This is a genomic window from Hymenobacter arcticus, from assembly GCF_054779975.1.
In genome coordinates, this window is sequence record NZ_BAAGXF010000001.1 from 581,629 (window position 1) to 607,651 (window position 26,023).

The 26,023-nt window shown below is 63.2% G+C and carries 19 protein-coding genes; 7 read left to right on the forward strand and 12 right to left on the reverse strand.

The features are described from left to right. Positions 1-2: 2 nt before the first annotated feature. The 6 genes from ACYVGC_RS02635 to ACYVGC_RS02660 all read left to right on the forward strand — a co-directional run bounded on the left by ACYVGC_RS02635 (position 3) and on the right by ACYVGC_RS02660 (position 8,081). The gene (locus tag ACYVGC_RS02635) at positions 3-1,007 is read left to right on the forward strand and encodes a vWA domain-containing protein (RefSeq protein WP_460582220.1); all 1,005 of its coding nucleotides are present in this window, start codon (positions 3-5) and stop codon (positions 1,005-1,007) included. Further along, positions 1,004-2,035, forward strand: coding sequence for a tetratricopeptide repeat protein (locus ACYVGC_RS02640; protein WP_460582221.1), 1,032 nt, complete (start codon positions 1,004-1,006; stop codon positions 2,033-2,035). The genes ACYVGC_RS02635 and ACYVGC_RS02640 overlap by 4 nt, the downstream gene beginning before the upstream one ends. A gap of 152 nt (positions 2,036-2,187) precedes the next feature. Continuing rightward, positions 2,188-3,369, forward strand: coding sequence for an acetyl-CoA C-acyltransferase (locus tag ACYVGC_RS02645; RefSeq protein ID WP_460582222.1), 1,182 nt, complete (start codon positions 2,188-2,190; stop codon positions 3,367-3,369). 161 nt (positions 3,370-3,530) lie between these two features. Further along, entirely contained in the window at positions 3,531-4,976 is a 1,446-nt protein-coding gene (locus ACYVGC_RS02650; protein ID WP_460582223.1) for a M16 family metallopeptidase, read from the forward strand. Positions 4,977-4,984: 8 nt separating this feature from the next. After that, entirely contained in the window at positions 4,985-6,457 is a 1,473-nt protein-coding gene (locus ACYVGC_RS02655; protein ID WP_460582224.1) for a M16 family metallopeptidase, read from the forward strand. A gap of 163 nt (positions 6,458-6,620) precedes the next feature. After that, entirely contained in the window at positions 6,621-8,081 is a 1,461-nt protein-coding gene (locus ACYVGC_RS02660; RefSeq protein ID WP_460582225.1) for a toxin-antitoxin system YwqK family antitoxin, read from the forward strand. Positions 8,082-8,146: 65 nt separating this feature from the next. Here the strand turns inward: ACYVGC_RS02660 and ACYVGC_RS02665 are convergent, their stop codons facing one another. The 6 genes from ACYVGC_RS02665 to ACYVGC_RS02690 all read right to left on the reverse strand — a co-directional run bounded on the left by ACYVGC_RS02665 (position 8,147) and on the right by ACYVGC_RS02690 (position 16,911). After that, positions 8,147-10,711 (reverse strand): type IA DNA topoisomerase, encoded by a 2,565-nt coding sequence (locus tag ACYVGC_RS02665; protein ID WP_460582226.1) that lies wholly within the window; start codon positions 10,709-10,711, stop codon positions 8,147-8,149. A 755-nt stretch (positions 10,712-11,466) separates the two neighbouring features. Then, positions 11,467-11,916 (reverse strand): hypothetical protein, encoded by a 450-nt coding sequence (locus ACYVGC_RS02670; RefSeq protein ID WP_460582227.1) that lies wholly within the window; start codon positions 11,914-11,916, stop codon positions 11,467-11,469. Positions 11,917-12,052: 136 nt separating this feature from the next. Continuing rightward, positions 12,053-12,823, reverse strand: a complete 771-nt coding sequence (locus ACYVGC_RS02675) for a hypothetical protein (RefSeq protein ID WP_460582228.1) — start codon at positions 12,821-12,823, stop codon at positions 12,053-12,055. 66 nt (positions 12,824-12,889) lie between these two features. Continuing rightward, on the reverse strand, positions 12,890-13,795 hold the full coding sequence (locus ACYVGC_RS02680; RefSeq protein ID WP_460582229.1) for a DMT family transporter: 906 nt from the start codon (positions 13,793-13,795) through the stop codon (positions 12,890-12,892). 134 nt (positions 13,796-13,929) lie between these two features. Continuing rightward, positions 13,930-15,927, reverse strand: coding sequence for a TonB-dependent receptor plug domain-containing protein (locus ACYVGC_RS02685; protein ID WP_460582230.1), 1,998 nt, complete (start codon positions 15,925-15,927; stop codon positions 13,930-13,932). A 66-nt stretch (positions 15,928-15,993) separates the two neighbouring features. Further along, positions 15,994-16,911, reverse strand: a complete 918-nt coding sequence (locus tag ACYVGC_RS02690) for a DUF3078 domain-containing protein (RefSeq protein WP_460582231.1) — start codon at positions 16,909-16,911, stop codon at positions 15,994-15,996. Positions 16,912-17,029: 118 nt separating this feature from the next. Here ACYVGC_RS02690 and ACYVGC_RS02695 point away from each other — a divergent pair, with 118 nt between their 5' ends. Beyond that, on the forward strand, positions 17,030-18,193 hold the full coding sequence (locus tag ACYVGC_RS02695; protein WP_460582232.1) for an acyltransferase family protein: 1,164 nt from the start codon (positions 17,030-17,032) through the stop codon (positions 18,191-18,193). A 117-nt stretch (positions 18,194-18,310) separates the two neighbouring features. Here ACYVGC_RS02695 and can read toward each other — a convergent pair whose 3' ends face one another. From can to ACYVGC_RS02725, 6 genes are all read right to left on the reverse strand, one after another. After that, on the reverse strand, positions 18,311-19,021 hold the full coding sequence (gene can / locus ACYVGC_RS02700; protein WP_460582233.1) for a carbonic anhydrase: 711 nt from the start codon (positions 19,019-19,021) through the stop codon (positions 18,311-18,313). Positions 19,022-19,111: 90 nt separating this feature from the next. Further along, positions 19,112-19,960, reverse strand: a complete 849-nt coding sequence (locus ACYVGC_RS02705) for a DUF4249 domain-containing protein (protein WP_460582234.1) — start codon at positions 19,958-19,960, stop codon at positions 19,112-19,114. 203 nt (positions 19,961-20,163) lie between these two features. Continuing rightward, the gene (locus tag ACYVGC_RS02710; protein ID WP_460582235.1) at positions 20,164-22,575 is read right to left on the reverse strand and encodes a TonB-dependent receptor; all 2,412 of its coding nucleotides are present in this window, start codon (positions 22,573-22,575) and stop codon (positions 20,164-20,166) included. A 72-nt stretch (positions 22,576-22,647) separates the two neighbouring features. After that, entirely contained in the window at positions 22,648-23,937 is a 1,290-nt protein-coding gene (locus tag ACYVGC_RS02715; protein ID WP_460582236.1) for a sensor histidine kinase, read from the reverse strand. Positions 23,938-24,107: 170 nt separating this feature from the next. After that, positions 24,108-24,785, reverse strand: coding sequence for a response regulator transcription factor (locus tag ACYVGC_RS02720; RefSeq protein ID WP_460582237.1), 678 nt, complete (start codon positions 24,783-24,785; stop codon positions 24,108-24,110). Between the two features lie 137 nt (positions 24,786-24,922). Next, positions 24,923-25,750, reverse strand: coding sequence for a phosphatase PAP2 family protein (locus ACYVGC_RS02725; RefSeq protein ID WP_460582238.1), 828 nt, complete (start codon positions 25,748-25,750; stop codon positions 24,923-24,925). Positions 25,751-26,023: the final 273 nt, after the last annotated feature.

Here is a 26,023-nt window from a genome sequence, read left to right on the forward strand (position 1 = left end):
ACATGTTTACCTGGGCTTACCCTGATTTTTGGCTGGCGGCCGCTGGGCTGGCATTGCTGGTGCTGCTGCTGGTACTCTACACCGGGCACACGGCGCGGCTGGGGCGGCGGCTGGGCCTAAGTGTGGGCCGCTTGGCCTGGAAGCTGCCACTGCGGCTAGTGGCCGGGGCCTTGCTGCTGGCAGCTTGGTTGGGGCCGGCGCTGGGCGTGCGCCAGCAGGCTGTGCGCAGCAGCGGGCAAGACGTGTGGCTGCTCGTAGACGTGTCGCGCTCGATGGATGCCGCCGACGTGGCCCCTACCCGCTTACTACGCACCCAAGCGGCCCTCAACGAGCTGGCGGCCGCCTTTCCGGCCGACCGGCTGGGGCTCATCGTGTTTGGCTCGCAGGCTTATGTGCAGTGCCCACTTACCTATGACCAGGGCTCGTTGCAGCTATTTTTGAGTACCTTGAGCACCAAGCTAACGCCCCCCGGCCCCACCACCCTGCGCGCCCCGCTCGACCTATTGCTGGAACGCCTGGGGCCCGCCCCCGCGGCGGGCCCTGCCGCAGCTGCTACCCCGCCGCGCACTGTGGCAGCCGTGCTGGTGAGCGATGGCGAGGATTTTGGCGAAAATCTGGAGCCCGTGCTGCGGTCGTTGGGGCGCACCGGGGCGCGGGTGTACACGGTGGGCGTGGGCACGGCCGCCGGTGGCCCCGTGCCCGCGCCGGGTGGCAAAGTGGGCTTGCGCGATGCCCAGGGCCGCCCGGTAGTGAGCCGCCTGCGCGAGGCCCCGCTGCTGCAAGTAGCTGCCCAAACCGGTGGCCAGTACGTAGCCCTCAACGACCGCGAAAACGGCCTAGCTACTTTGCTGAACAACCTGCGCAACCTGCCCCCCACGGCCAGCGCCGCCACCGCCCGCACCGTAGCGGTGGCTGACAACCGCTACCGCTACCCGCTGGGTATTGCGCTCGTTTTATTGTTAATTGACAGCCTAATAACGGTGCGTGTGCTGCGCCTCGAACTATGAAAAGCTGGTTCTTACTTGTGCTACTACTGAGCGGCGGCCTACCCGGCTGGCACTGGCTGACGCAGGTGCGCGAGCACAACGCGGCCCAGGCGCGGGGCCAGGCGGCGCTGGCCGGCGGCCGGCCCACGGAGGCCGTGTACTACTACCAGCAGGCAGTGGCGCTGGCCGGCCGCGGGGGACCCAGCCCAGCCCTGTTGCTCAACCTGGGGCAGGCGCAGGCGCGGGCCAGCCAGCTGGCGGGGGCCCGCACCACCTACACCCGGTTACTGGCCCCCAGCGTGCCGACCGCCATCGGCAGCACAGCGCGGCAGCAACTGGCGGCGCTACTGGTGCAGCAGCAGCAAATTGCGCAGGCTATCAGCCTGTTGCGGCAGGCGCTTAAGCTGAACCCGGCCAATGCCACGGCGCGCTATAACTACGAGGTACTGAGTCAATATCTGGCCCAGCAGCGGCCCGACAACCCCGAACTGTCCCCACCCACAGCCAGCGCTCCCGACCCTAAGCAACCCAGCCCGCGCGACTCTACGCAGCGAGAACAGGGTAGCAAAGCACCTCAGCCGGCGGATAAGGAAGGGGCCGACCGCCCCGGCCAGGCCCCCGACCCCACGCAGCCCCCGGCGGGCGGCCCCACCGCCGCGCCCCAGCCCAGCGCCGCCGGCCAGCCCGACCGCCAGCGCCCCACGCCCAGTACGGGCACCAGCGCCAACGGCGGCTTCCGGCCCGGCGCGGGGGAGGCCCGGCCCCTGCCCAGCGGCACCGCGCCCGGCCGCCAGCGGGGCCTCGATGCCAGCGCGGCTAGCGGCACCAGCGCGCCCGCCGGCCAGGGCCAGCGGCCCGGCACCGAAGTAGCCACCGACGCCGATTTGCAGCTACAAACGCAGCGCGAGCGCCTGAAAGCCATGAACCTGACGCCCGCCCAGGCCCAGCAGGTGCTCGATGCGCTGCGGGCCGACGAGCAGCAATACTTGCAGCAGCGCCCCCGCCCGCGCCAGGGCGAGGCCCCCGCCCCCGGCCAGCCCACCTGGTGAGCGAACCACAGCGGCCGCCGTACTTTTGAGGAAACAAACGAAGGTTTGTTAGTTTTTGGGTGGGGCCAGTTGGCTGCGCGTACTACTGCGCGAACCGCTCCTACCTGACTACCACTTGTTTTCGATTTTCTTTATTCCCACCCCTCCTGTATATGCAAGTAAAAGAAGTAGTTATCGTAGCCGCCGTGCGCACGCCGATTGGCTCATTTGGCGGCGCGCTGGCCTCGCTCTCGGCCACCGAACTGGGCGCAATTGCTCTGAAAGGTGCTTTAGACAAGGCCGGGGTGGCTCCTGAGCTAGTGGAGCAGGTGATTATGGGCAACGTGATTTCGGCCAACCTGGGCCAGGCTCCGGCCCGGCAGGCGGCCAAGAAAGCGGGTTTGCCCGATACCGTGGAGTGCACCACCGTGAACAAGGTCTGCGCCTCGGGCTCCAAGGCCATTATGTATGCTGCGCAGGCGATTATGCTGGGCCAGGCCGAAGTTATTCTGGCTGGGGGCATGGAGAGCATGAGCAACGTGCCCTACTACCTCGACAAAGCCCGCTTCGGCGCTAAGTACGGTAATGGCCAGATGATTGACGGCCTGGTGCGCGACGGCCTCTGGGACCCTTACCACGACTACGCCATGGGCAACGCGGCCGACGCCACGGCCGCGCACTATGGCATCACTCGCGAGGAGCAGGATGCCTTTGCGCGCCAGAGCTACGAGCGCAGTGCCGCCGCCGCCCAGGCTGGTAAAAAGAAGGAAGAGATTGTGCCCGTGACGATTACGGTGCGCGGCAAGGAAACCATCGTCAGCGACGACGAGGAGTACACCAAAGTGCAGTTTGAGAAGTTTGCGGGCCTAAAGGCGGCCTTCACCAAGGAAGGCACCGTGACGGCGGCCAACGCCTCCACCCTCAACGACGGCGCGGCCGCCGTGCTGCTCATGAGCCGCGAAAAAGCGGAGGAGCTGGGCATCAAGCCGCTGGCGCTCATCCGCGGCTTTGCCGATGCCGAGCAGGCGCCGGAGTGGTTCACCACCACGCCGGCCATCGCCATTCCGAAGGCGTTGAAGAATGCTGGCCTAGCCGCCAGCGACGTTGATTTTTACGAAATCAACGAGGCGTTTTCGGTGGTTTCGCTGGCTAACAACAAGCTACTCAACCTAGAAGGCACCAAAGTAAACGTGTACGGCGGGGCCGTGAGCCTGGGCCACCCGCTGGGGGCTTCGGGCGCGCGCATCGTGACCACGCTGCTGAGCGTGCTGCAACAGGAAGGCGGCAAAATCGGCGTCACCGGCATTTGCAACGGCGGCGGCGGGGCCAGCTCCATTGTGTTGGAGAAGCTGTAAGCGCGAGGTTAAAGAAGGTTTTGCAAGATTGGAAGGGGGTTTCGCCTGGTTTTCGGACTGGGCGAAACCCCCTTTTTTTGCCCTAAAATGAGCTTGGTCAGGCGAGAGATGCGAAAAGATGAGTAGGTTAGCGGCGCTATTCATCTTTCATGCTGTTGCTTATGAAGCACTTACCTGCTTTTTCACTCACTTCTTGCTGGCCGGTACTGGCCGCGGGGCTCCTACTGAGTTCGTGCAGCCCGCGCGCCGGGTCGGTGATGACGACCCCACCAGCGGCTACGGCCACGGTAGCGGAGGCCGCGGCGGTGCCCGCCGCACCGGCTTTTCAGATTCCGGTGGAATATTATACCCTGCCCAATGGGCTGCGGGTGGTGCTTTCGCCCGACCACACGGCCCCCACGGCCACGGTGGCGGCGTACTACAACGTAGGCTTTCGCAACGAGCCGCGCAACCGCACGGGCTACGCGCATCTATTTGAGCACCTGATGTTTCAGGGGTCAAAAAACCTGGGCAAGATGGAATTTGTCAACCTCATTCAGCAGAATGGCGGGGCCATGAACGGCTCGACGCGCTTCGACTTTACCAACTACTTTGAGGTGGTGCCGAGCAACAAGCTCGAAACCATTTTGTGGGCCGAGGCCGACCGGATGCGCGGCACCGCCCTCACGCCGGCCAGCCTGGCCAACCAGCAGGGCGTGGTGAAAAGCGAGGTGCGCGTGAACGTGCTCAACCAGCCCTACGGCGGCTTTCCGTGGCTCGACATGCCCCAGAAAGCCAACAAGAACTGGAACAACGCGCACAATTTTTACGGCGACCTGAAGGACCTCGACGCGGCCACGCTGCCCGATGCGCAGTCGTTTTTCAAGACCTACTACTCGCCCGCCAACGCCGTGCTGGCCGTGGTGGGTGACTTTGAGCCCGCCCAGGCCAAGGCGTGGGTCGAGAAATACTACGCCAACATCCCCAGTGCCCCGCGCCCGCCCAAGCCCGACCTCACCGAGCAGCGCCAGGAAGCCGAGCAACGCTTCACCCAGGATGATAAGCTGGCTACCAAGCCCGCGCTGGCCTTCGCCTACCACATGCCCGACCGCAATACGCCGGCGTATTACGCCCTCATTCTGCTCGACCAGATTCTGTTGCAGGGTAAGGATAGCCGCCTCTACCAGGCGATGGTGCAGCGGCGCGGCCTCACCGACAACGTGAACGGCGGCATCAACTACCTCGGTAACGCCTTCAATTACAGCGGCCCCATGCTGTGGATGGGCGACCTGACCTTTGACCAGACCGTGAAGGCCGACTCGGTGGTGGGCGTGCTCGACCAGGAAATCAACCGCTTGGCCAAGGGCGGCGTGAGCCAGGCCACCCTCAACCTGGCGGTGGTGAAGCTGCGCAGCTCGCTCTACGACCAGCTCAGCGGGTCGGACAACTTTGGGCGGGCCGATTTGCTGGCCGCGTTTGCGCTGTTCGACAACGACCCCGGCCGCATCAACCGGCTGGAGGCGGAGTTTCGGAAGGTGACGCCCGAGCTGATGCAGCAAACCATCCGCGACTACCTGCGGCCCACCAACCGCACCATTCTCCTCGTCAACCCGCTGGCCAAAAGTTAATGCTTGCTATGAAAACTCTCGCTACCGGGCTGCTCCGCGCCGCCTGCTTTTCGCTGCTCGCCCTGCCGCCGGCCCTCGCCCAAACAACGACCAAGCCGACGCCTAAAGCACCGGCTACCACCGCCAAAGCTGTGCCCGCCGCCCCAGCCGCTCCCAAGGAAACGCCCCCGCCCGGCTCGGCCCCGCGCGACTTCAAGCTGCCGCCGCGTGAGGACTTTACGCTGGCTAATGGCTTGCAGGCCAAGCTAGTGCCGTTTGGCGAGATTCCGAAGACCAGCGTGCTTATTACCATCCAGGCGGGCAACGTGCACGAGCCCGATGGGCAAACGGGCATTGCCGACCTGGTGGCGCGGCTGCTGAAGGAGGGCACGCCTACCCGCTCGGCCACCGCGCTGGCCGGGCAGGTGGCCGGTATGGGCGGCTCGCTCAGCATTAGCGCCGGGGCCGACCAAACCTACGTGCGGGCCGATTGCCTGAGCGAGTACGCGCCCCAGCTACTCACGCTGCTGGCCGATGTGGTGCAGCACCCCACCCTGCCGGCCAGCGAGCTGCCGCGCCTCACGGCCGACTTCAAGCGGCAATTGAATTTGCAGCGGGCCCAGCCGGGCTTCCAGGCCGAGCAAAAAATGCGCGAGGCCATGTACGCGGGCCACCCCTATGGCCGCCCCCTGCCCACCGATGCCCAGCTGGATGCCCTCACCCTAGCCCAGGCTAAAGCCTTCTACGACAAGGAGTACGGGGCCAAGCGCACTGCCATTTTCGTGGCCGGCAAATTTGACGCGCCGGCCTTGCACCGGGCCATTGAGACGGCGTGGGCCGCGTGGCCGGCCGGGCCCGAGCCGCTCATTCCGGTGGCCAAGGCGCTCACCAAGTCGGCGGTGCTGACCCAGGACCGGCCCAGCGCGCCGCAATCGACGCTCGTGGTTGGCTTGCCCGTTATCGACCCCACTAACCCCGACTACGTGCGGCTGCGCGTAACCAATTCGCTGCTGGGCGGTTCGTTTGGCTCGCGCATCACGCGCAACATTCGGGAAGACAAGGGCTACACGTATTCACCTTACAGCTACATAGATACGAACTACCACACCGGCCTGTGGATAGAGCAGGCCGACGTGACCACCAAGGACACCTACAACTCCTTGAAGGAGATAGTGAAGGAGATTGAGCTCCTGCAAAAAACGCCGCCCTCGGCCGCCGAGCTGAAAGGGATTCAGAACTACGAAACCGGGATGTTTGTGCTGCGCAACTCCACGCCGGGCGGTATTATCAACCAACTCAGCACCATGCACTTGCAAGGACTACCCGATACGTACCTGACGGAGCAGGTGCAGAATATCAACGCCGTGACGCCTGCGCAAGTCAGCGCTACGGCCCGCCAGTACATCCGCCCCGAGGCCATGACCACCGTGGTGGTGGGCGACCAAAAGGTGATTGCGCCCCAGCTCAAGCAGTACAAAGACTCGCTGAAAAAACCGCTGTAGCTACACCACTCAGTTGTCATTGCGAGCCTGCGAAGCAATCGCACCCTAACGACACCCACGCCAGTCGTTCATTCATCGTTCGGGTGCGATTGCTTTGCAGGCTCGCAATGACAAACGATTTTTACCAAGGCACGATGCGCAAATGTTTTGCGTTCTTGCGGCTATGCGATACCTGTTGCTCCTTTTACTGCTACCGTTGGCTTCCCAAGCCCAACGTTCTCAGCGCGTTACGATTTGGTTTGATTCCACGAAGCTGCACCCGCACGAGATATTCCGGGCGCTGGTAGCCCGCGATACCGTGATGCAGGGGCCCTACAAACGCTTTTACCCCAACGGCCGCCTCGAAGCCCAAACCCGCTACACCGACGGCAAGCGCGACTCGCTCTACGTGGAATTTCACGCCAACCGCGGGCGGCGGCTGGAGGCCACCTACGTGGCCGGCGTGCGCCAGGGCCCCTTCAAAACCTACTACGCCGATGGCAAAGTGGCCCAGGTGGGTACTTTCCTCGACGACGAGCCCAACGGACCGCTTACTACCTACTTTCCCACCGGCGAAATCAAGCTGCAAACCACCCTCGTGAAGGGCCAGCCCAACGGCGCGGTGCGCGAGCTGTATGCCAGCGGCCAAGCCGCCGCCGAGGTCACGTATGTAGACGGCCAGCCTAACGGACCGGTCAAGTTCTTTTACCCCAGCGGCAAGGTGCAGAGCGAAGGCACCTTGCGTAACGGCCTGCTGGCCAGCTCGTACAAAACGTATTTTGAGACTGGTCAGCTTGAAAGCGAGACGGTGATGGACGACAAAACCGGCAAGGGCAGCTACCGCGCCTATTACCCCACCGGCCAGCTCCAAACCGAAGGCACCTACGCCCCCGCCGCCGTGCGCGAGCGCCAAGTCACCAACAAGCTCGGCGACGACCTCACCAAGCGCGTGGCCCCCCGCACCGGCACCGCCGCCCTCGACGGCCCCGCCACCTCCTATTACGAAAGCGGCAAGGTGCGCGGCAAAATCACCTACCGCCTGGGCACGCCCACCGGCCACGGCATCGAGCTGTATGAGAGTGGCCAGATAAAGACCGAAACCGACTACGCCAACCAAGGCCGCGACCGCAAAGTGGCGCGCTACTACGATGCCCCCGGCCAGCCCCGCCAGGCCGAGGAGCAGTACAAAAACAACCGCTCGGCCAGCACCTGGCGCGAATTTTATCCCGATGGCAAAACGCCCCGGCAGGTGGAGAATTACGCCGCTACCGGTAAGCTCACCGGCGAGCGCGTGACTTACTTCGATACCGGCAAGGTGCAAACGCGTCAGCAGTTCGACATTAATGGGCTGCAAACTGGCCTAGGCCAGGAGTATTACGCCAGCGGCCAGGCCCGCAAAGAGGCCAACTACTTGAAGGGCTTGCTAGTGGGCTCCTTCCAGGAGTTTCACGAAGACGGCAGCCCAGCCGTAACGGGCCTTTATAAAAACGGCAAGCAAAGCGGCGACTGGACTTACTACAAGGCTGACGGCCACAGCATTGAGCGCCAGGTAACCTACCGCGACGGCAAGCCCGCCGGGGCTACCACCCGCACCAAGCTCAACGGCAAGCCCTACGTGCCGAAAGCGCCGGCCAAGAAAAAGTAGGGGATTAGCTAGTCGCTTCCAAAAAAACGGCTGTCATGCTGACGAAGGAAGCATGACAGCCGTTTTTATTGAAACACGGGCACCACGCGGCCTTCTTCTACTTTAAGGGCGGCGTCGTACTTCTTACCAGTTTTGGCGGAGAGGAAGCCTTTGATAACGCCCGTTTCGCCGCGGCGCAGCAGCTGTCGCAACTGCGTGTCGGTGAGCTTTTTACCGCCCCATTCGAAGGGCACCCGGAACTGGCAGTCTTCGCGGAAGCGAGAGCAGCCGAAGGCGCTGCTGCCCTTGAGCATGGTGCCCAGCCGGCACACGGGGCACGGAATCTGGCCGGGGTCGGTGGCGGTGGTGGGCTTGCTTTCGGCGGCGGGCACCAGCTCGGGGTTGAGGCTGGCATCGAGCACCAGAGCGCCGTCGAGCTTTTCGCCCGCGCCCGTCATGAAGCCCTTGATGAGCTGCGTGCGGCCTTTGGCGAAGAGGCTTTTGACTTGTGAATCGGTCAGCTTTTTGCCCAGTATTTCGGTGGGCAGCCGAAACTGGCAGCCCTCGCGGAAGCGGGCGCAGCCAAAGGCCGTTTTGCCGCGCAGGATGTGACCCGTTTTGCAAGCGGGGCAGGTGCCGAGGCCGGCGGCCGCGGGCGGGCTGCTGGCTTTGGCGGTGCTGGTGGCGGGCTGGGTTCCGGCTTTCTGCGGTGCCTTGCTGGGTGCGGTGGAGGCGGCGGTGGCCGCCGAGGTGGAGGTTACGGCCCGGCCGCTCCTATCCGTTTTCACCTCCTGCACCATCTCCCGCACCAGGCCTTTTAGCTCGTCCAGAAACTGGTCGGAGGGCAATTCGTTGCGTTCTATTTGGCGCAACTTCTTCTCCCACTGACCAGTAAGCTCCGCCGATTTTAGGGTGGGATTGCTGATGAGGCCAATCAGCTCGACGCCGGTGGGCGTGGGCAGCAGGCGCTTTTTATCGCGCCGGATGTAGTTGCGCTTGAACAGCGTTTCGATGATGGCGGCGCGGGTGCTGGGGCGGCCGATGCCGCTTTCCTTCATGGCCAGGCGCAATTCCTCGTCGTCGATGTTGCGGCCGGCCGTTTCCATGCCGCGCAGCAGGCTGGCCTCGGTGTAGTCCTTGGGCGGCTGGGTCATTTTGCTTTCCAGGCGCGGCTGGTGGGGGCCGCTTTCGCCCTTGGCGAAGCTGGGCAGCACGGTGCTTACCACGTCGTCGTCGTCGTTGCCGGTGGCCGCCTTTTCGCCGGCGGGCGCGGCGGGTTTGGGGGCCGTTTGCTGGGCCGGGTCGCCGTAGACCACGCGCCAGCCGGGGCTGAGAATCTGGCGGCCACGCACCCGAAACAGGTACTCGGCGGCCTCGGCCAGCACGGTGGTGTTGCTCACCTCGCAGTCGGGATAAAAGGCGGCAATGAAGCGGCGCACAATGATGTCGTACACGCTGCTTTCCATGCCGCCGCTCGGCCCGCCACTACCCGTCGGGATGATGGCGTGGTGGTCCGTTACCTTATTGTTATTGAATACTTTAGGCGTTTTCGGAATCTTGTTGGCCAGCAGCGGCGCGGTAAGATTCGCGTAACCGATTCCCTTCAGAATACCCGGGATTTTGGGGTACACGTCGTCGGGCAAAAACGTGGTATCAACCCGCGGGTAGCTCACGGCTTTCTTCTCGTACAGCGCCTGCACAATCTTGAGCGTGTCCTCGGCCGAAAGACTCAGCTGGTTGTTGCATTGCACTTGCAGGCTAGTGAGGTCGAACAGCCGCGGCGGCGACTCGCGGCCCTTCTTAATCTCGACGTTGGTAACGGTGAGCGGCGCGGGGCGCACGGCCTCCAGGGCCTTGTTAGCCTCGTCTTCCTTCACAAAGTAGCCCAGCGCCCGCAAGCGCGATTGCTCATCAGGCGCGTCCTGGGCCTGCTTTTGCTCAGCCTCGGTGTTGATGCGGGTGAAGGTGGTGTCGCGGTACTGCGTCTTCAGCACCCAGTAGGGCTCGGGCCGGAAGTTGGCGATTTCGTGGTGGCGGGCCACCAGCAGGGCCAGCGTGGGCGTTTGCACCCGCCCGATACTCAGCAGTTGCTTGTCCTGGTAAGTAGTGTATTTGAGGGTAAAGAGGCGCGTGGCGTTGAGGCCCAGCAGCCAGTCGCCCACAGCGCGGCTGCGCCCGGCCTGGTAGAGGCTGTCGAATTCCTTGCCGTCGCGCAGGTTATTAAATCCCTGGCGGATAGCCTCTTCCGTAAGCGACGAAATCCAGAGGCGCTTCACGGGCTTGCGGCACTTGGCCTCGTGAATCACCCAGCGCTGAATGACCTCGCCCTCCTGCCCGGCGTCGCCACAGTTGATGACCTCGGTGGCCGCGTCGAGCAGACGCTTGATGGTGTTGAACTGCTTGACCACGCCGTCGTCGCGGCGCATGAGCTTGATGCCGAACTGCTCGGGAATCATGGGTAAGTCGTGCAGGTTCCAGCGCTTCCACTCGGGGCGGTAGTCGTCGGGCTCCTTGAGCTGGCAGAAGTGGCCAAACGTCCAGGTGACCTGGTAGCCGTTGCCCTCGTAGTAGCCGTCCATGCGCCGGTCGGCCCCAATAACCTGGGCTATTTCGCGGGCCACGCTGGGCTTTTCGGCAAGGCAAACTTTCATGAATCGCAGATTTACGCTGATTGAGCAGATTTCGCAGATTTGGGGCTGCGCGGGCCGGCTCTAATCAACAAAAATACGGCGCGAAAAGGTCAGGCTGTGCGAACAGCAGGCGCGCTAGGGCATGGCTTTCGTCGGCCGAAAGTATTTAGTCTTAAGCATTCGTTTCATGTGGCGCGACAGCTGCTGCTGATACTGCGCGATTACTTTTTGCTCGTACCGGTGCCCCCATCCCCCGAAACCTATGGCCACTATGGGAATTGCCGGCAGGGTAACAAGTGCATTAAGCACAAGGTCAAGGTCGTTAGGACCAAGTACTGCAAAGCCGTTGCCACTCGAAGACCGAGGCAGCCGGTTGCTGTTCAATGCGAGCAGGGTTCCAACGGCTACAATGATTGTAGCGCCAGACACATAGCTTTGGCGCCGCCGCTTAGCCATAAATAGCCGGTGAATAGCCGCCACTGTATCGGGCGCGGCCGGCGTGAGCGTAGCCGTGGGAGTGGTAGGAAGCGCCTATGCCCGCGTGGTGGCGGGCCGGCCAGCCAGCCCCAAGGCCGTCAGCAAGAATAGCGTTTTCATAGCGCAGAAAGGAAAATTGACGGGGCGAAGTACGCAGTCAATTTTGGCGCTTCCTACTTGGCAAAACCTGGGCTAAAGTCCCGCAATTTATTAGATAAACCTTTTTGAATCAATGTGATGCGTGGGTATGAAATTCCTACAAAAGTCCGCCTTTGCAATCAATAAAGCTGGGACGCGGGCTATTTCGGTGGCGCTACCTGAAAATACTTGGGTTTCAGCCGCTCCCGGGTGGCTCGCGGGAGCTTATGGGCCAGGAAGTCCTCGCTGTCGAGCCGCTCGTTGCGGCGGCTATACCGGCCGAAGTAGAGCAGCTCGCCACCGATAACCGGAATACCCACAAACATGAGGTTGATAAACCGGATGGCTGCCCCGTCGTAGCTCCCGTATTTAGCTGGCCCTATTGCATTGCTAACCAGCGTAATAAGCACGCCGCCCCCTACCGTAGCCAGCAGCACGCGCGACCGGAACCGCCGCCTATCGCGGTAATAAGTATGGATAGCCGTGGCGGTATCGGTGTGGAGGGCCGGCGGGACCAGCGCCTCCGTTGGTAGGGCAGTAGGCAAGCTCTGGGCCCCGGCGGTCCCACGTCCCAGGCCTAAACACAGCAACAGGAGTAATAAAATGCGCATAAGGCGGGGCGTTTGGTGAGTATTTGCGGCGTTGCACAAGCAACAGCTGCCGCAATACTACTACCCAATTATTCAACCGCCGCGCCGGCACCTACCCCTACCCTATTCACTTGTTAAGGTGATACTTAAGGCGTTACTAAACTTTCTTGGACAGGGCAAAAAGGACGCTCGCCACAAGTGCCGCGCCGCCGGTCAGGGCCACGCTGGCCACCAGCCAGGTGAGGCCCTCTTTTTGGTAGCCGCGGTAGCTGGTATATAGTAGCAGCAGCCCAAACAGCGCGGCCCACCCGGCCGTGCGCCAGCTACGCTTGGCGGGTGAGGCCGGCGGGCGCACGGGCGGCGGCACTACTGGAAGCTGGCGCAGGGCGGGGTAAGCCTCCCCAACGGCCAGCGGCAAGCTAGCGAAGCCCGTGAGGGAGAGCAGGTCGGGGGGCAGGCTACTCAGCGGGCCAGGTTGAAGCTGGTCGATGGCCGTGAGCTGGTCGCGCAGGCTGACCAGCAGCTCGCCGGCCGGCCCCATGTCGGCTAAGGAATAGATATCCAAGTGGATATGGTCATCCGCGGCTGGCAGGTGCGCCAGCAGGTAGCGCACAAAATCCTGGTACGGCGCAACCAGCGCGGGGTGATGGTACGCTAGCCAGCGCTGGGCTTTGGCACCATTGGCCAGCAGTTCGGGCTGGTCGAGGTGGATATTGGTGAGGCGGGGCCAGATATCGTCCAGGCTTTCGCGCTCGTGCTCATCGCCGTTTAGCCACACGTGGTGGGCGTAGGTCCAGGTTGGCTCCGCGCGCGTTAGGGCCGCCTGGTCGAGCAAGGTTACCCAGAAAAAGGGCAGGAAGTTTTTGACGTCGAACAGTTCTTTCTCTTCGGCTTCGGCGCGGATAATCAAGTACGCATACTGTCCCATAAGTCCTTTTCGGATAATTAGTTAGCTACGCTTAGGCAAGATACGCTGCCCGGCGCTACGCCGCCCTCAGGCCTGCTTTTGCTGCGAGGTGATGAGTACCACCGAGCCCACAATAACGGCCGCCCCCACCAGCATCTGGCCCGTGAGGGCCTCGTGCAGCAGCAGCCAGCCCAGCAGCACCGCCACCACCGGGTTCACGTAGGCGTAGGTGGCCACCCGCGCCGGCGGGGCGTGTTGCAGCAGCCAGCTATACGCCGTGAACGCCACCAGCGAGCCAAACACCACCAGGTAGCCCCAGCCCAGCCACGCCGCCGCGCCAAACTGGCCGGGGTGCAGCCCGCGCCACTCGCCGGTGGCCGTGCCCAGCAGCAGCAGCAGCGCGCCGCCGCACAGCATTTGCATGCCCGAGGCCAGTACCGACGACTGGGGCCGCGGGGCCCGCAGCCCATAAATGGAGCCCGCCGCCCAGCTAAACGCCGCCACCAGCACCAAGCCCACGCCCAGCAGCTGCGCCCCGCCCCCGCCGGCCGCCAGCTGCTCGCCCACCAACAGGTACACGCCCCCAAAGCCCAGCAGCAGCCCCAGCACCACCCGGGCGCTGGGCCGCGCCTGGCCCAGCCACCACCAGCCCAGCAGCACCACCCAAAACGGCTCGCTGGCCACCAGCAGCGCCGCCAGGCTTGAGGGCAGCGTGCGCTCGGCCAGCACCACCAGGCCATTGCCGCCCACCAGCAGTAGCGCCCCCACCACTGCGCTCGTGCGCCACTGCGCCCAGGTGGGTTGCTCGTAGGTGGCCGAGGCGCGGCCCACCAGCGCCAGAATGCTGCCCGCCAGCACGAAGCGGCTGCCCGCCATCAGGAAAGGCGGCATGGTGGCAATGGCGTACTTAATGGCCAGGTACGTGGAGCCCCACAGCAGGTACACGGCCGCAAAGGCGGCGATGAGCAGGAATCGGGAGGGCTTGGCAATCATGGGGATTTCAATAAAACAAGTTGTCATTGCGAGCGCAGCGCGGCAATCACACCCGAACGATGAACGAACGACCGGCGTGGGCGTCGTGCGGGTGCGATTGCTTCGCAGGCTCGCAATGACAGATGCCCCCTACTCTACCTTTTCAGTGCCACGCGCACGCCGGCCATGAGCCAGCGGGTGGGCATTTGAGCGCCCAGTAGGTCGGAATACTTGGCGTTGAACAGGTTTTGGGCCTGGCCCACCAACCACACGCGCTCGGGCAGCAGGGCCAGGTCGAGGCGGGCGTTGAAGACGGCGTAGCTCGGCGTGAGGGTAGCCGCCAGCTGGCCGTTGGTAGGCGTGACGGTGGTGCTTTGCCCAGCGCGCTGCTTGAAGAGGCCGCCCACCGCCACCGTGAAGCGCCGGTGCGTAACGCTCACGTTGCCGGCTACCAAGTGCCGCGCCACGTTGGAGAGGTAATGCGACTGCACATCGCCTTCGGTGTTGAGGTTCACGTAGGTATAGCCCACGCTACCATCAAGGCGCAACCCTTCAGCTAGTTGCGCACGGGTCGTTACCTCCGTTTCGACACCCTGGGTGCGCACGGCAAACAGGTTTTGGGCGAAGCGGTAGGTGGCGTTGGGGTTGAGGTTGGTAAAACCGCTACCCTCAATCACCTGGTTGCCAGGCTGATTCACGTAGTCAATCAGGTTGCGGCCGTAGCGGTTGAAGTACGTGCCGCGCACCGTGAGGGCCGGCAGGGGCTGGTAGTCGAGGCCGGCCTCGTAGTTGATGGTGCGCTCGGCGCTCAGGCCAGGGTTGCCCACGTTGAAGCCGGTGGGTACCACGCCCGGCCGGATGGCCGAGTTGTACTGCTCGGTGAAGTTGGGCGCCCGAATGCCGCGGCCCACGGCCCCGCGCACGGTCAGCTTTTCGCCCAGCTGCTGGCTGGCATTAAGTTGGGGCACCACCTCGGTACCGTAGTTCTGGTCGTGGTCCAGACGCAGGGCGGCTGTCACGTTGAGGCCCGATGTGGGCGCAATGGCCGCCACCCCAAACGCCCCGGTGTGCCACACGGCGTGGTCGCCGCGGTCGTTGCTTTGCACGGCGCGGCGGTCGGCCTGGCCGCCCAGCGTAACACGCACTTTATTAGATAGTTGCAACTGGTGCTGGCCCTGCACGTTGAGGTAGTGCATGAGGTGGTCGCTGGCCACCGAGGTGGGCGTGTACACGTAGAGGTCGGTGCTGGCCGTGCCCACGATGGACAGCTCGGTGCGGGCGCGCTCGTTCCACTCGTAGCGCAGCTGGCCCTGGTACCAGTCGCGGCTGGTGGTTTCGCGGGCGCGGTCACCCACGTTGGTGGTGTAAAAATTCTGGGCGTTGAACTCGCGCCGGTCGAAGCTGGCGCGGGCGGCGGCGCTGAATTTCTCGGTGATTTGGTACGCGCCCGACAGCGAGTAGGTGTTCAGCTTGAAGTCGTTGCGCAGGCCGCCGGGCAGGTCGAGCAGCTGGCCGCTGGCCGTGTTGTTAAGAATACCGCCCGCCAGGCGCAGGCCCTTCTCCTGGCCGTAGAAGCCGGCGTTGGTGCTTTTCAGACCGTACTCGCCGGCCAGAAAGGTGCCGGCCAGCTCCACGGCATCGGGGCGGTGGGTGGCGGCGAAGGTCTTGGTCACGATGTTGATGAAGCCGCCCACGGCGTCGGGGCCGTAGAGGGCCGCGCCGGGACCGCGCACTATTTCGAGCTGCTCAATCTCGGCCGGCGTAATGGGCAGGTAGCCCGCAAAGTGGCCGGTGAGCGGGTCGTTGAGCCGCATACCATCCAGCAAAATCAGCACCTGGTTGAACGTGGAGCCGCGCAGCGTAATGTCGGCCTGGGTGCCAAAGTTGCCCCGGCTCTGCACCTCCATGGCGGGCAGCAGGCGCAGCAAATCGTCGAGCGAGGCCACCGGGTAGCGGCTCAGCGTGGCACCCGGCACAATGGTGACGTAGCGGCCGCTTTGGCCCGCCAGCTGGCCGAGGCGGGTGGCGTACACGGTTACCTCGCTCAGCTCGCGCTGGCGGGCGCTGTCGGCGGGAGTGGCCACGCGCTGGGCCTGCGCCGCCAGCGGCAGCAGCGACGTTAAGACAAGAGCACTCTGTAAAAATTGGGACATAAAAGCAGCTTGAAAACGGCCGCAAAGGTACCCGCCTCCCCCACCGAAAGCCCGCTGCCGCGGCGTTTATTTCGGCACTACCACCGGCTTTTGGCGCGTGAGCAGCAAACCCAGGCCCAGCCCCTGGCTGAACTGAATGCCGGGGTCCTGGTCGTACTGATAGAGCACGGTGCTCTGAAAATTGACGCTTAGCAGCCCGTACACCTTGGCCGTGATGGTGAGGTCGAGGCGCTGGTTGATTTCGCGCAGCCGAAACATGCCGTAGTTGGTAAATAGTAGGTAGCGGGCCTTGAAGTTGGCATTGGGCCCCAGCGGCTGGTCGAGGGTGGCCAGCACCTGGGCAGCCAGAACTTCCCAGCGGGCGCTACGGCCGGGGTTCACGCCGTACACCACGTCGGTGGGCAGGGTTTGGAAGCGGCCCAGGCTGCGCACGTAGGTGAGGCGCGGCGCAAAGGGCGACAAGCGCAGCGCAAACCGCTTATTGGGGTGATATTCAAAGCCATACGCATTGGTAATGTACGCCGGGGCCAGAAAGCTGGACACCAACCGCGGCACCTCGCCCGAGTAGTCGTAGCCGGGCGCGAATTGCGAGAGCATGTTCAGCGACACAAACGCGTTCCACTTGGGCGTGAGGGCGTGGCCGTACTTGGTATCGAGCCACAGGCGGTCGTTGGTTTTGCGGTAGCCCTGGCCGCGGGTGTACTGCCCGGCGTACAGAAAATCAGCCTCGTTGTCCCAGCTGCGTTTTTCGCGCTGGTAGTGCGCCTGGCCGTTAAACAACGTGCTCAACCCCAGCGAGGTAGCCCCGCCGCCCTTCCAGTTGTCGGATATCACCGCCTCGTTGAGGTTGACGCCCGCCTTGAGGCTGGTGCGCCAGTACGAGGTATCGGCGGGCGCGGCGGCGGCGGGAGGCGCGGGCAGCACCTGGGCCAACGCCACGGCAGGCCCCAACGTCAGCCCGGCAAAAAGTAGCTTTTTCTTCATGATGAAGTAGGATACAGGGAGTTAGAAACCTGAATAATCGGGCAGCGCGGGCGGCCACCCGCGCCGCAAACTACAAAGTTCGGCGGGCCGGCGGCGGCGACTAGTATTTTGCGGGTTCATGTCACCTACCCTCCCCGCCGCGCCTGCCCGCGCAACTGCTTATTACCCGGCGCTCACCGGCCTGCGGGCGGTGGCGGCCTACCTGGTTTTTTTTCTGCACTTCCGCCCCCTGGCCTGGCACGAGGGCTGGGTAGACCTGGTGTGCCGGCAGTTTTACCTGGGCGTGAGCATGTTTTTTGTGCTCAGCGGCTTCGTCATTGCCCACCGCTACCAGGGCAGCGTGCAGCTGAGCCGCGGCTGGTGGCGCGACTATTTCTGGCGGCGCGCGGCGCGCATCTACCCGGCCTATTTGCTGCTCAACACGTCGGTGCTGGCCCGCATCTACTGGCCCCTGCCGGCGGGCAAGGTGGGCAATTCGCTGCTGCTCATTTTCTTGAGTGAAAGCATGCTGCGCGGCTTTTCGAGCACGCTCAAGTACGTAGGCTTGCCCCAAGGCTGGTCGCTCACGCCCGAGGAATGCTTCTACTTTTCGGTGCCCGTGCTGCTGGTGCTGTGGGGGCGGCGCGGCTGGCGGGGGGCGGTGGGGTTTGTGGCGGCCGTTTTCGCTAGTGGCTTGCTAATTACTTACTTATGCCAGGGCCGGCCGGCGCTGCACGGCTTTTTTGGCTCGTATTACCACTTGTTCAACTTCACGTTTTTTGGGCGCGTGCTGGAGTTCACGCTCGGCGTGGGGCTGGCGCGCTGGTGGCGGGCCCGGCCCGCCACCAGCGCGGGGGCTACGTGGCCCTGGCGCACGCTGGCCGGGGCCCTAAGTATGGTACTACTGGTGGGCACACTGGCGGCCATCAACTCGCCCCAGCCGCCCTACGAAGGCAACCTCTACCCGTCGGCCATTGTGCTTAGTCTCGTGGCTTTTCCGCTGGCTACGGGGCTGCTGCTGGCGGGGCTGCTGGCCGAAGCCAGCTGGCTGCGCCGCTGGCTGGCCACGCCGCTGCTGCAAATGCTGGGCCGCAGCTCCTACTTTTTCTACCTGTTCCACGTGGGGCTGTTTAGCATCTGGTGGCGCGGGGCCTTTGGGTGGAGCCGGCACGTGGGGTGGCAGTTTGTGGCCACTATCATCCTGGCCGAAATCGGCTATCGCTTTTTTGAGCGGCCGGTGCACCGCTGGCTGCTGGCCCGCACCACCCGGCGGCAGCACGTTATGGCTGAGCAGTCTACCTAATTTTCTTATTAACAGTTATTTACAAATAAAACGAGAACAGGAACGCCCGACTGCATAAGCTCATTCGGGCGTTCCTGTTCTCGTTTTAGGCTTGCCTAGTTGCTACGCCACGGTGGCTTAGCGCTCTTCTGCCTCCTTGGCTGGGTCTACATGCGGGCCTTCGTAGGAGTTGGCTTCGTCGTCCTTCTCCTGGGCGGCTTCTACGCCGTAAATGTGGTCTAGCTCCTCCATCACGGTGTCGCCGTGCACGTCCAGGTCTTTGAGTACGCCATCGGCAATGTCATACACGAGGCCGTGGAGGCGGGGCGGGTTGTCGCCGCGCATGGCGTTCTGGATGATGTTGGTTTTGGCTAGGTTGCGCACCTGCTCCATCACGTTGAGCTCCACGAGGCGGCGCATGCGCTGGGTATCGTCCTTGATGCGCAGCAGCTCGGTTTCGTGCAGGCGCACCACGTCGCGGATACTCACCAACCAGTTGTCAATTAGGCCGTATTGCTTGTTGCTGGCCGCCGCCGCTACACCGCCGCAGCCGTAGTGGCCCACCACCAAGATGTCCTGCACGCCCAGCACTTCCACCGCGTATTGCAGCACACTGAGCAGGTTCATGTCGGTGTGCACCACCATGTTGGCAATGTTGCGGTGCACAAACATTTCGCCCGGCCCGGTGCCCGTGATGCCCGAGGCCGGCACCCGCGAGTCGGAGCAGCCGATGAACAAGTAGCGCGGCTTCTGACCATTGGCCAGGCGCTGGAAGAACTCGGGGTCCTCGTTGTTTTTAGTGGCTACCCACTGGCGGTTGTTGGCGAGAATATCCTGGATTCCGGACATGAGAGAAGTCAGATTGGTGGGGTGTTGAGAGAGTAGAAACTGCTACGTATACGCAGCCGGGTGCGGTTCGTGTTCGGCCGCCGGCCTTATCTATAAGGCAGGCACTATCAGACTGCGCTGCCGCCGCGAGTGGGCGCTGAAGTAGCCCAGCACGCCGCCCGAAAAGTTGGATTTCGGGTTGGCCGGCGTGGTACTAAAAGCGCCCCCGGCCTGCAAGGTTTGGTTGAAGGTGCGGAAATACTCAAAGGCGTCGGGGTCCACGTTTTGCATTTCCACGCGCACGCTATCGCCGGTGGCCAGCTTATCGGCATCGTCGTTGTTGTTGTTGCCACCCCCGCCACCGCCCTGGGCGTTGAGGCCGCGCGCGTTGAGCTTGCCGTCGGTAAACTCGTCGTTTTGCAAGAAAATCGCCTTGTTGAGGCGGCCGTTGCGGTACTGCCGAAACAGGTAGTAGTTGCGCACGCCGGCCGGGTCCTGATACTCGGGCACCACCTGTATATTGATGCCCACCACGCTCTTCTGGGCCTTGAGGCTCAGCAGCGGCACCACGGGCGCGGGCAGGATGCAGGCCGCCACGTAGGCCTGGCCCTCGGTTTCCACGCGCAGCGTGTAGCGCCGGCCCGACTGGCCCGTGAGGGTGCGGCCGCGATACTGGCCGGGCGTGCTGGTTTCGGCCAGGGTTTCGCGGCCGCCCGCATCGTCGCTGAGCGTGATGGTGGCCCCGCTCACGGCCGGGAAGCTGTTGGTCTGGGTGTAATCAACGCTGCGCGACAGCAGCACGGTGCAGGGCTGGCCGTCGTCGGCCAGGTTGGCTTCGATGGCCAGCTGCGGGCTGGTGTTTTTGAGGTCGAGCGTCACCACTTTCTGGCACGAGGCGGCGGTGAGCAGGCCGGCGGCCAGGGCTAGGTGCCGAAGAGTTGAGGAGAATTGCAATTGCATAGAATAATCGTTCTGGCGGGGCGCCTCACCCCCCGGCCCCCTCTCCGAAAAGGAGAGGGGGAGCCACGGAGGCAATGGGCAATTTGTAATGAGTCATTATCAACTACTCATTGTTGATTGTTAATTTCTTATCAGGCTCCCCCTCTCCTTTTCGGAGAGGGGGCCGGGGGGTGAGGCGCCCCGCCAGAACGACAAGCCCTCACTCAAAAGCTAAAATTGTACGTGGCCGAGGGTATCATCCGAAACAAAGCCGTTTGCAGGGCCTGGGTTTTGGTGGCGTCGTCGGGGTTGGTCTCGAAAGTGATGGTGTAGGGGTTTTCGCGGCCCAGCACGTTGTAGATGGAGAAGTTCCAGCTGTGGTGCCAGCGTTTGCCCTCCTGCTGGGGCTTCTCGTAGGTAGCGCCCAGGTCGAGGCGCTGGTAGCTGGGCAGGCGGTCGCCGTTGCGCGCGCCGTAGAGGCTCACGGCCTGACCATTCACGAAGTACTTGCCAATGGGAAACGTGACGGCGTTGCCGGTGCTGCCCACAATGGTGCCCGAAAGGCTCCACTTGGGCGTGAGCTGGTAGATACCCACCACCGAAAGGTCGTGCGGACGGTCCTGGCGGGCATTAAACCAGGCCCCGGCATTGATGTCGGCAAACTGGCGCTGGCTTTTGCTGAGCGTGTAGCCCACCCAGCCGGTGAGGCGGCCGGTGTCTTTGCGCAGCAGCAGCTCGATGCCGTAGGCGCGGCCCTTGCCGTAGAGCAGGGTGCTTTCCACGTCTTGGTTGCCGTTGAGGTTGGTGCCGTCGCGGTAGTCCACCTGGCGTTGCAGCCATTTGTAGTACACCTCGGCCGAAAACGAGTACTCGCCCGTGGTACCCAGCTTGCGGAAGTAGCCCGCCGAGAGCTGGTCGGCCAGCTCGGGCTTCACGTTGAGCGAGGTGGGCACGTACAAGTCGGTGGGCGACGTGGAGGCCGAGTTGCTGAGCAGGTGCAAGTTTTGCACGTTGCGGGCGTAGCCGGCCTTGAGCGAAGTAGTGGGCGAAAGGGCGTAGCTGGCCGCAAAACGCGGCTCCAGGTTCAGGTAGGTTTTCACTACCTGTCCAGCGTTAAACACTTGACTACTAATAATTCGCCCATTCGTGTCATACGCCGAATAAGTGCCCGCGCCCAGCAGGCTGAACTGCGAGAGGCGCAGGCCGGTGGTGAAGTCGAGCTTGTCGGTGGCACTCCACTCGTGCGAGACGTAGCCGGCCGTTTCGAGCGAGTGGTTGGTGCGGTCGGCCGTGGAGTTGACCACCGCGTCGGCCGCCGCCGTGACGCGGCCCGGCGAAATGGTGTGGTAAATGGCGTTGAGGCCGAAGCGCAGCGTTTGGCGTGCGCCGGGCGAGTACTCAAAATCCTGCTTCAGGTTGAGGTCCTGAATTTTGGAGTCAATGCTGAAATCCTGCTCGTTGGCCCGAATCTTAATCTGGTACGAGTACTTGCTGAAAATGAGCGTGGTATTCGAAAACAGCTTGTCGGTAAAGAGGTGGTTGTAGCGCAGCGTGGCCGTTTGGTTGCCGTAGTTATTACCGAAGTTGTTGATACCCAGCACATCACGCCCCAGGTAGCCCGAGAAATAGAGCCGGTTGCGGTCGTTAAGGGTGTAATTGGCCTTGGCGTTGAAATCGTAGAAATACAGGCTGGCGCTCTTGGTGGTTTCATTGCGCGAGAGCTTCAAAAACACGTCGGCGTAGGTGCGCCGGCCGGTGAGCAAAAACGAGCCCTTGCCCTTCACCAGCGGCCCCTCTAAAGCTAACCTACTGGCAATAAGCCCAATACCCCCACTGCCGTGGAGCTGCTGGTTGTTGCCGTCCTTCATCTTAATATCAACCACCGACGAGAGCCGGCCGCCGTACTGGGCCGGCATGCCGCCCTTAAACACGGTCAGGTCCTTGATGGCGTCGGAGTTGAAGGTCGAGAAAAAGCCCAGCAGGTGCGAGGCATTGTACACCACGGCTTCGTCGAGCAAAATCAGGTTTTGGTCTACGTTGCCGCCGCGCACCGAGAAGCCGCTGCTGCCCTCGCCCGCCGTTTTGATGCCCGGCAGCAGGGTCAGGGTTTTTATCACGTCCTTCTCGCCAAAAAGCACCGGCACCTTGGCTATCTGCTTGATATCGAGCGTTTCGACGCCACTCTGCGCCCGGCTGATGTTGGCCTGGGCGCTGCGGCCGGTTACGACCACTTCGTTCAGCTCCTGGCCGCCGGGGGTCAGCTTGAAGTCGAGGCGCTGGCTTTTGTCGAGCGTCACTTTCCGGCGCTGGGCGGGGTAGCCCACGAAGGTGGCCTCCACGGTGTAGGTGCCGGCCGGCACGGTGAGGGTGTAAAAGCCGTAGGCATTGGCCGCCGCGCCCACGCCGGGCAGCTCCACCAGGTGCACCGACGCGCCGGTGAGGTCTTCGCCCGTCTGGGCATCCTTCACCGTGCCGCTGATGGTGACCCGCGTCTGAGCCTCAGCATTTTGGTAGCTAAACCCGGCCCCAGCCAGCAGCAGCAACCCCAGCGGCCGCCCCGCCGCGCGGCCCCAAGCGGGCCAGAAAGCACGCGGACGGTTCAGCTGGGCCCAATAAACAATAGCAAGTGGCTTCATCCCGCAAAGCTACCGGCGGCGCGCCCAGGCCACCGCGTTTGTCGGCCAAATAGCCCGAAAGCCCGGCAGAACTTACGCTGGGGCTACCCCATAGCCCGCCCCCGGCCCAAACGCCACCCGCAACGTGTGCCGCGCCCCGGCCGGCGCAAACGCGTAGCTGAGCCCAAAGCCGTAGTAGGCGCAAATTTGCTGCACAATGCTCAGGCCCAGGCCCGGCGACTCGGAGGCGGCGTTGTGTTTGCGGAAGCGCTCGAAAAACCGGGCCGGGTCGCCGCTCACCACCGGGCCGGGGTTACTGACCTCCAAGGAGTTGGCCGTGAGGTGCACCGTTATGTCGCCGCCCGGCACGTTGTGCCGGATGGCGTTGTGCAGCAGGTTGTGCAGCAGCGAATCGGCCAGGCCGGGGTGTAGCTGGCGGGGCGGGGCGGCAGCCAGGTGCAGGTGCAGCGTGAGGCCGCGGGCTTCCAGCAGCGGGGCCAGCTGGGCGGCTTTGTCGCGCACCAGGGCCGCTAGGTCGAGGGGCACGGCAGCGTGAAACTGCCCGTTTTCGATGCGACTGAGCAGGCCCAGCGCCTGGTGCAGCCTGCTCAGCCGGCGGGTGGCCCCGTAGAGGTCGGCCAGCAGCGGGGCGGCGGCGGCATCATCGGCCAGGGCGGGCAGCTGCAGCAATTGCTCTAGCTGAGCCTGCATAATGGCCAGCGGCGTCTGGGTTTCGTGGGCGGCATTGGCCGTGAATTCACGCAGGCTCTCGTAGTCGGCCACCAGGCGGTGGCTGAACTGGGTAAGCGCCTGGTTGAGCTCAGCAAATTCCTCGATTTTGGAGCCGGGCAGGTTCAGCGGCTGGTGCTGCTGCAAGTCGTAGCCGCGCAGCGTGGCCAGCGTGCGCTGAAACGGGCCCCACAGCCGCCGCGATAAGTAGCGGTGCAGCAGCGCAATACCAGCCAGCAGCAGCGCCAGCACCAGCAGCATGCTGCCCGCCGTGGCGACCAGCAGCTCGTCGGTTTCGACCAGCGACTTGCGCAGCGTCACCCACGCCGGCGCTTGCCCCGGCCCCGCCGCCCGAAACGTAAGCTGCCGGTGCGGCACCATGGCGCCCTCGGTGGGGTCGAGCAGCAGCGTATCGGAAAAGCCCAGCAGCCGGGGCCGGCTACTCACGCTGTACTGCTGCCTGTACACAGGCTCGGGCAGGGGCCGGCCGGCGGCCACGCGCTCTTCCAGCTCCAAGCGGTGGTTTTGCAGCTGCTCGCCCACCTCGTTGCGCACGGCCCGCTCAATGCCCACATACAGCACCCCGCTACCCAGCACAAACAGACCCGCGCTCAGCAGCAGGTAGTAGCGGTTGGTAGCGGCCAGGAGCTTCATTTTTAATGATTAATTTTTTAATGGTTAATGGGGGCAATAAAGAACGTCATGCTGAGCTTGCCGAAGCATCTCTACCACGCCGTTGGGAACAGTACTCCTTGCGGCGTGGTAGAGATGCTTCGGCAAGCTCAGCATGACGTTCTTTATTGCCCCCATTAACTATTAACAACCTACTCATTGCTAAGCTTATATCCCACTCCATACATCGTCCGAATGTAGTTATCCGCCCCCTTTTCCTGGAGCTTTTTGCGCAGGTTTTTGAGGTGCGTGTAAATGAAGTCGAACGAGTCGGCCGCGTCCACCGAGTCGCCGCAGAGGTGCTCGGCAATGGCTTCCTTGGTGAGCACGCGGCCGGGGTTGGCCAGCAGGTAGAGCAGCAGGTCGTACTCCTTGCGGGTGAGCGTGAGCGCCTCGCCGCGCACCTGCACCTCGGCCTGGTCGGGCCATACAGTTAAGTCTCTGAAAATCAAGTGGTTATTTCCCTGAAAGCGCCGGCGCCGGATAATGGCCCGCAGCCGAGCGTTCAATTCCGAAATATGGAAGGGCTTGGTCAGGTAGTCGTCGGCCCCCAGGTCGAGGCCAGCCACGCGGTCGTCGAGCCCGTTGCGAGCCGAGATGACGAGTACCCCAGCCGGCGAGTTGTCGGCCTTGAGCGCGCGCAGCAGGTCGAGGCCGTTGCCGTCGGGCAGCGTGAGGTCGAGCAGCACGCAATCGTAGCGGTAGAGCTTTATTTTTTCGTAGGCCTGGGTGAAGTCGGCGGCTACTTCCACCACGTAGCCGCCCTGGCGCAAGGCCTCAATGAGCGTGGAGCGCAGGGCCGGCTCGTCTTCAACTAATAGTAGTTTCATGGGTGGGGAAGGCTGATACAACCCACGAAAGAAGGTGGCAATTCTGAAGCAAACCTGGAGTTGTGCGGTAAGCTTTAGCTTGCCGTGTGAGGATGCTTCCTACGCACGGCAAGCTAAAGCTTACCACACAGCCCCCGTTACTTAGAGGGCCGCCAAGTGAGGCACAGGCCGGGCGTGTTGCCATAATAAGTGGGCATAATACCGATATCGCGGCCAATGGACTTGCGCCCCCAGCGGTTGCGGTGCGTGAGGTAAGCCAGGTGAGCGCTTAAAATGCCGAAGCCCGCGCCCGCCACCACATCGCTTTGCCAGTGCTTATCTACTATCATGCGCAGGCCAGCCACGCTGGTGGCCACGGCGTAGGCCCCCACGCCGTACCACTGGCTTTTATCGCGAAATTCGGTGTGCACGATGCTGGCCGCCAAAAACGCCTGCGCCGTGTGGCCCGACGGAAACGAGAGGTTGTCGGACCCATCGGGCCGCGTTTCCTGGCTAAGTGCTTTCACAATATACGTGCTGCTCAGCATAATGGCCTCGCTCTTGGCAATGATGAGCAGGGTGTTGAGGCGGTCGTTGCGGCCCTCTACCCCAAACAGCGTGACCGCCGCCAGCTCGGCGTAGGGCACGAAGATGAGGATGTCGGCTACGCGGGTTTGGGACGACGGAAACACGCGGTGAATATCGCGCTGGGCCTCCTGGTTGGTGTAAAAGCCGTTGCCATTGAATGTGTAGGCCCCGTAGCCGATGAGCACCGTTGGGATAGCTAATGCCTTAAACGCCTTGCTTTTAAAAAACGGCTGCTTGGCGGTAGTCGGCACCCCGAGCGGGTTCTCGTACTTGTGGGTGGTGTCGGTAGCGGCCGGCGCGTTGGCGGGGTTGAGCGGCACCTGGGCCAGCGCGGGCGTGGCGGCACTCAGCAACAGGCCCAGCACCGCCGTTCGGGTAGAGGAGAAAAATGAACGCATAGGGTAACAATAGGATAATGAACTGCGCTCTACGCAAGTCAGTCAGTTTTTGCTGCCTTTGCAAACCTACCGGCCAATTCTGAGGAAATTCTGCCCGGGCTGCCTGGCACGGGCTGGGCGCTGACCCGGTTGCCAGCACTGGCAAGCCGGGTTAGCGGCAACGTTCCCGGTAACGATAGCGCAAATAAATCGCGCCCGTTGCTTGCAGATGCCCCCCAGCGGGCCTAGTATTCCGTTGCCAAACCTGGGTTCGTGCCTGGTTTTGACTACTCA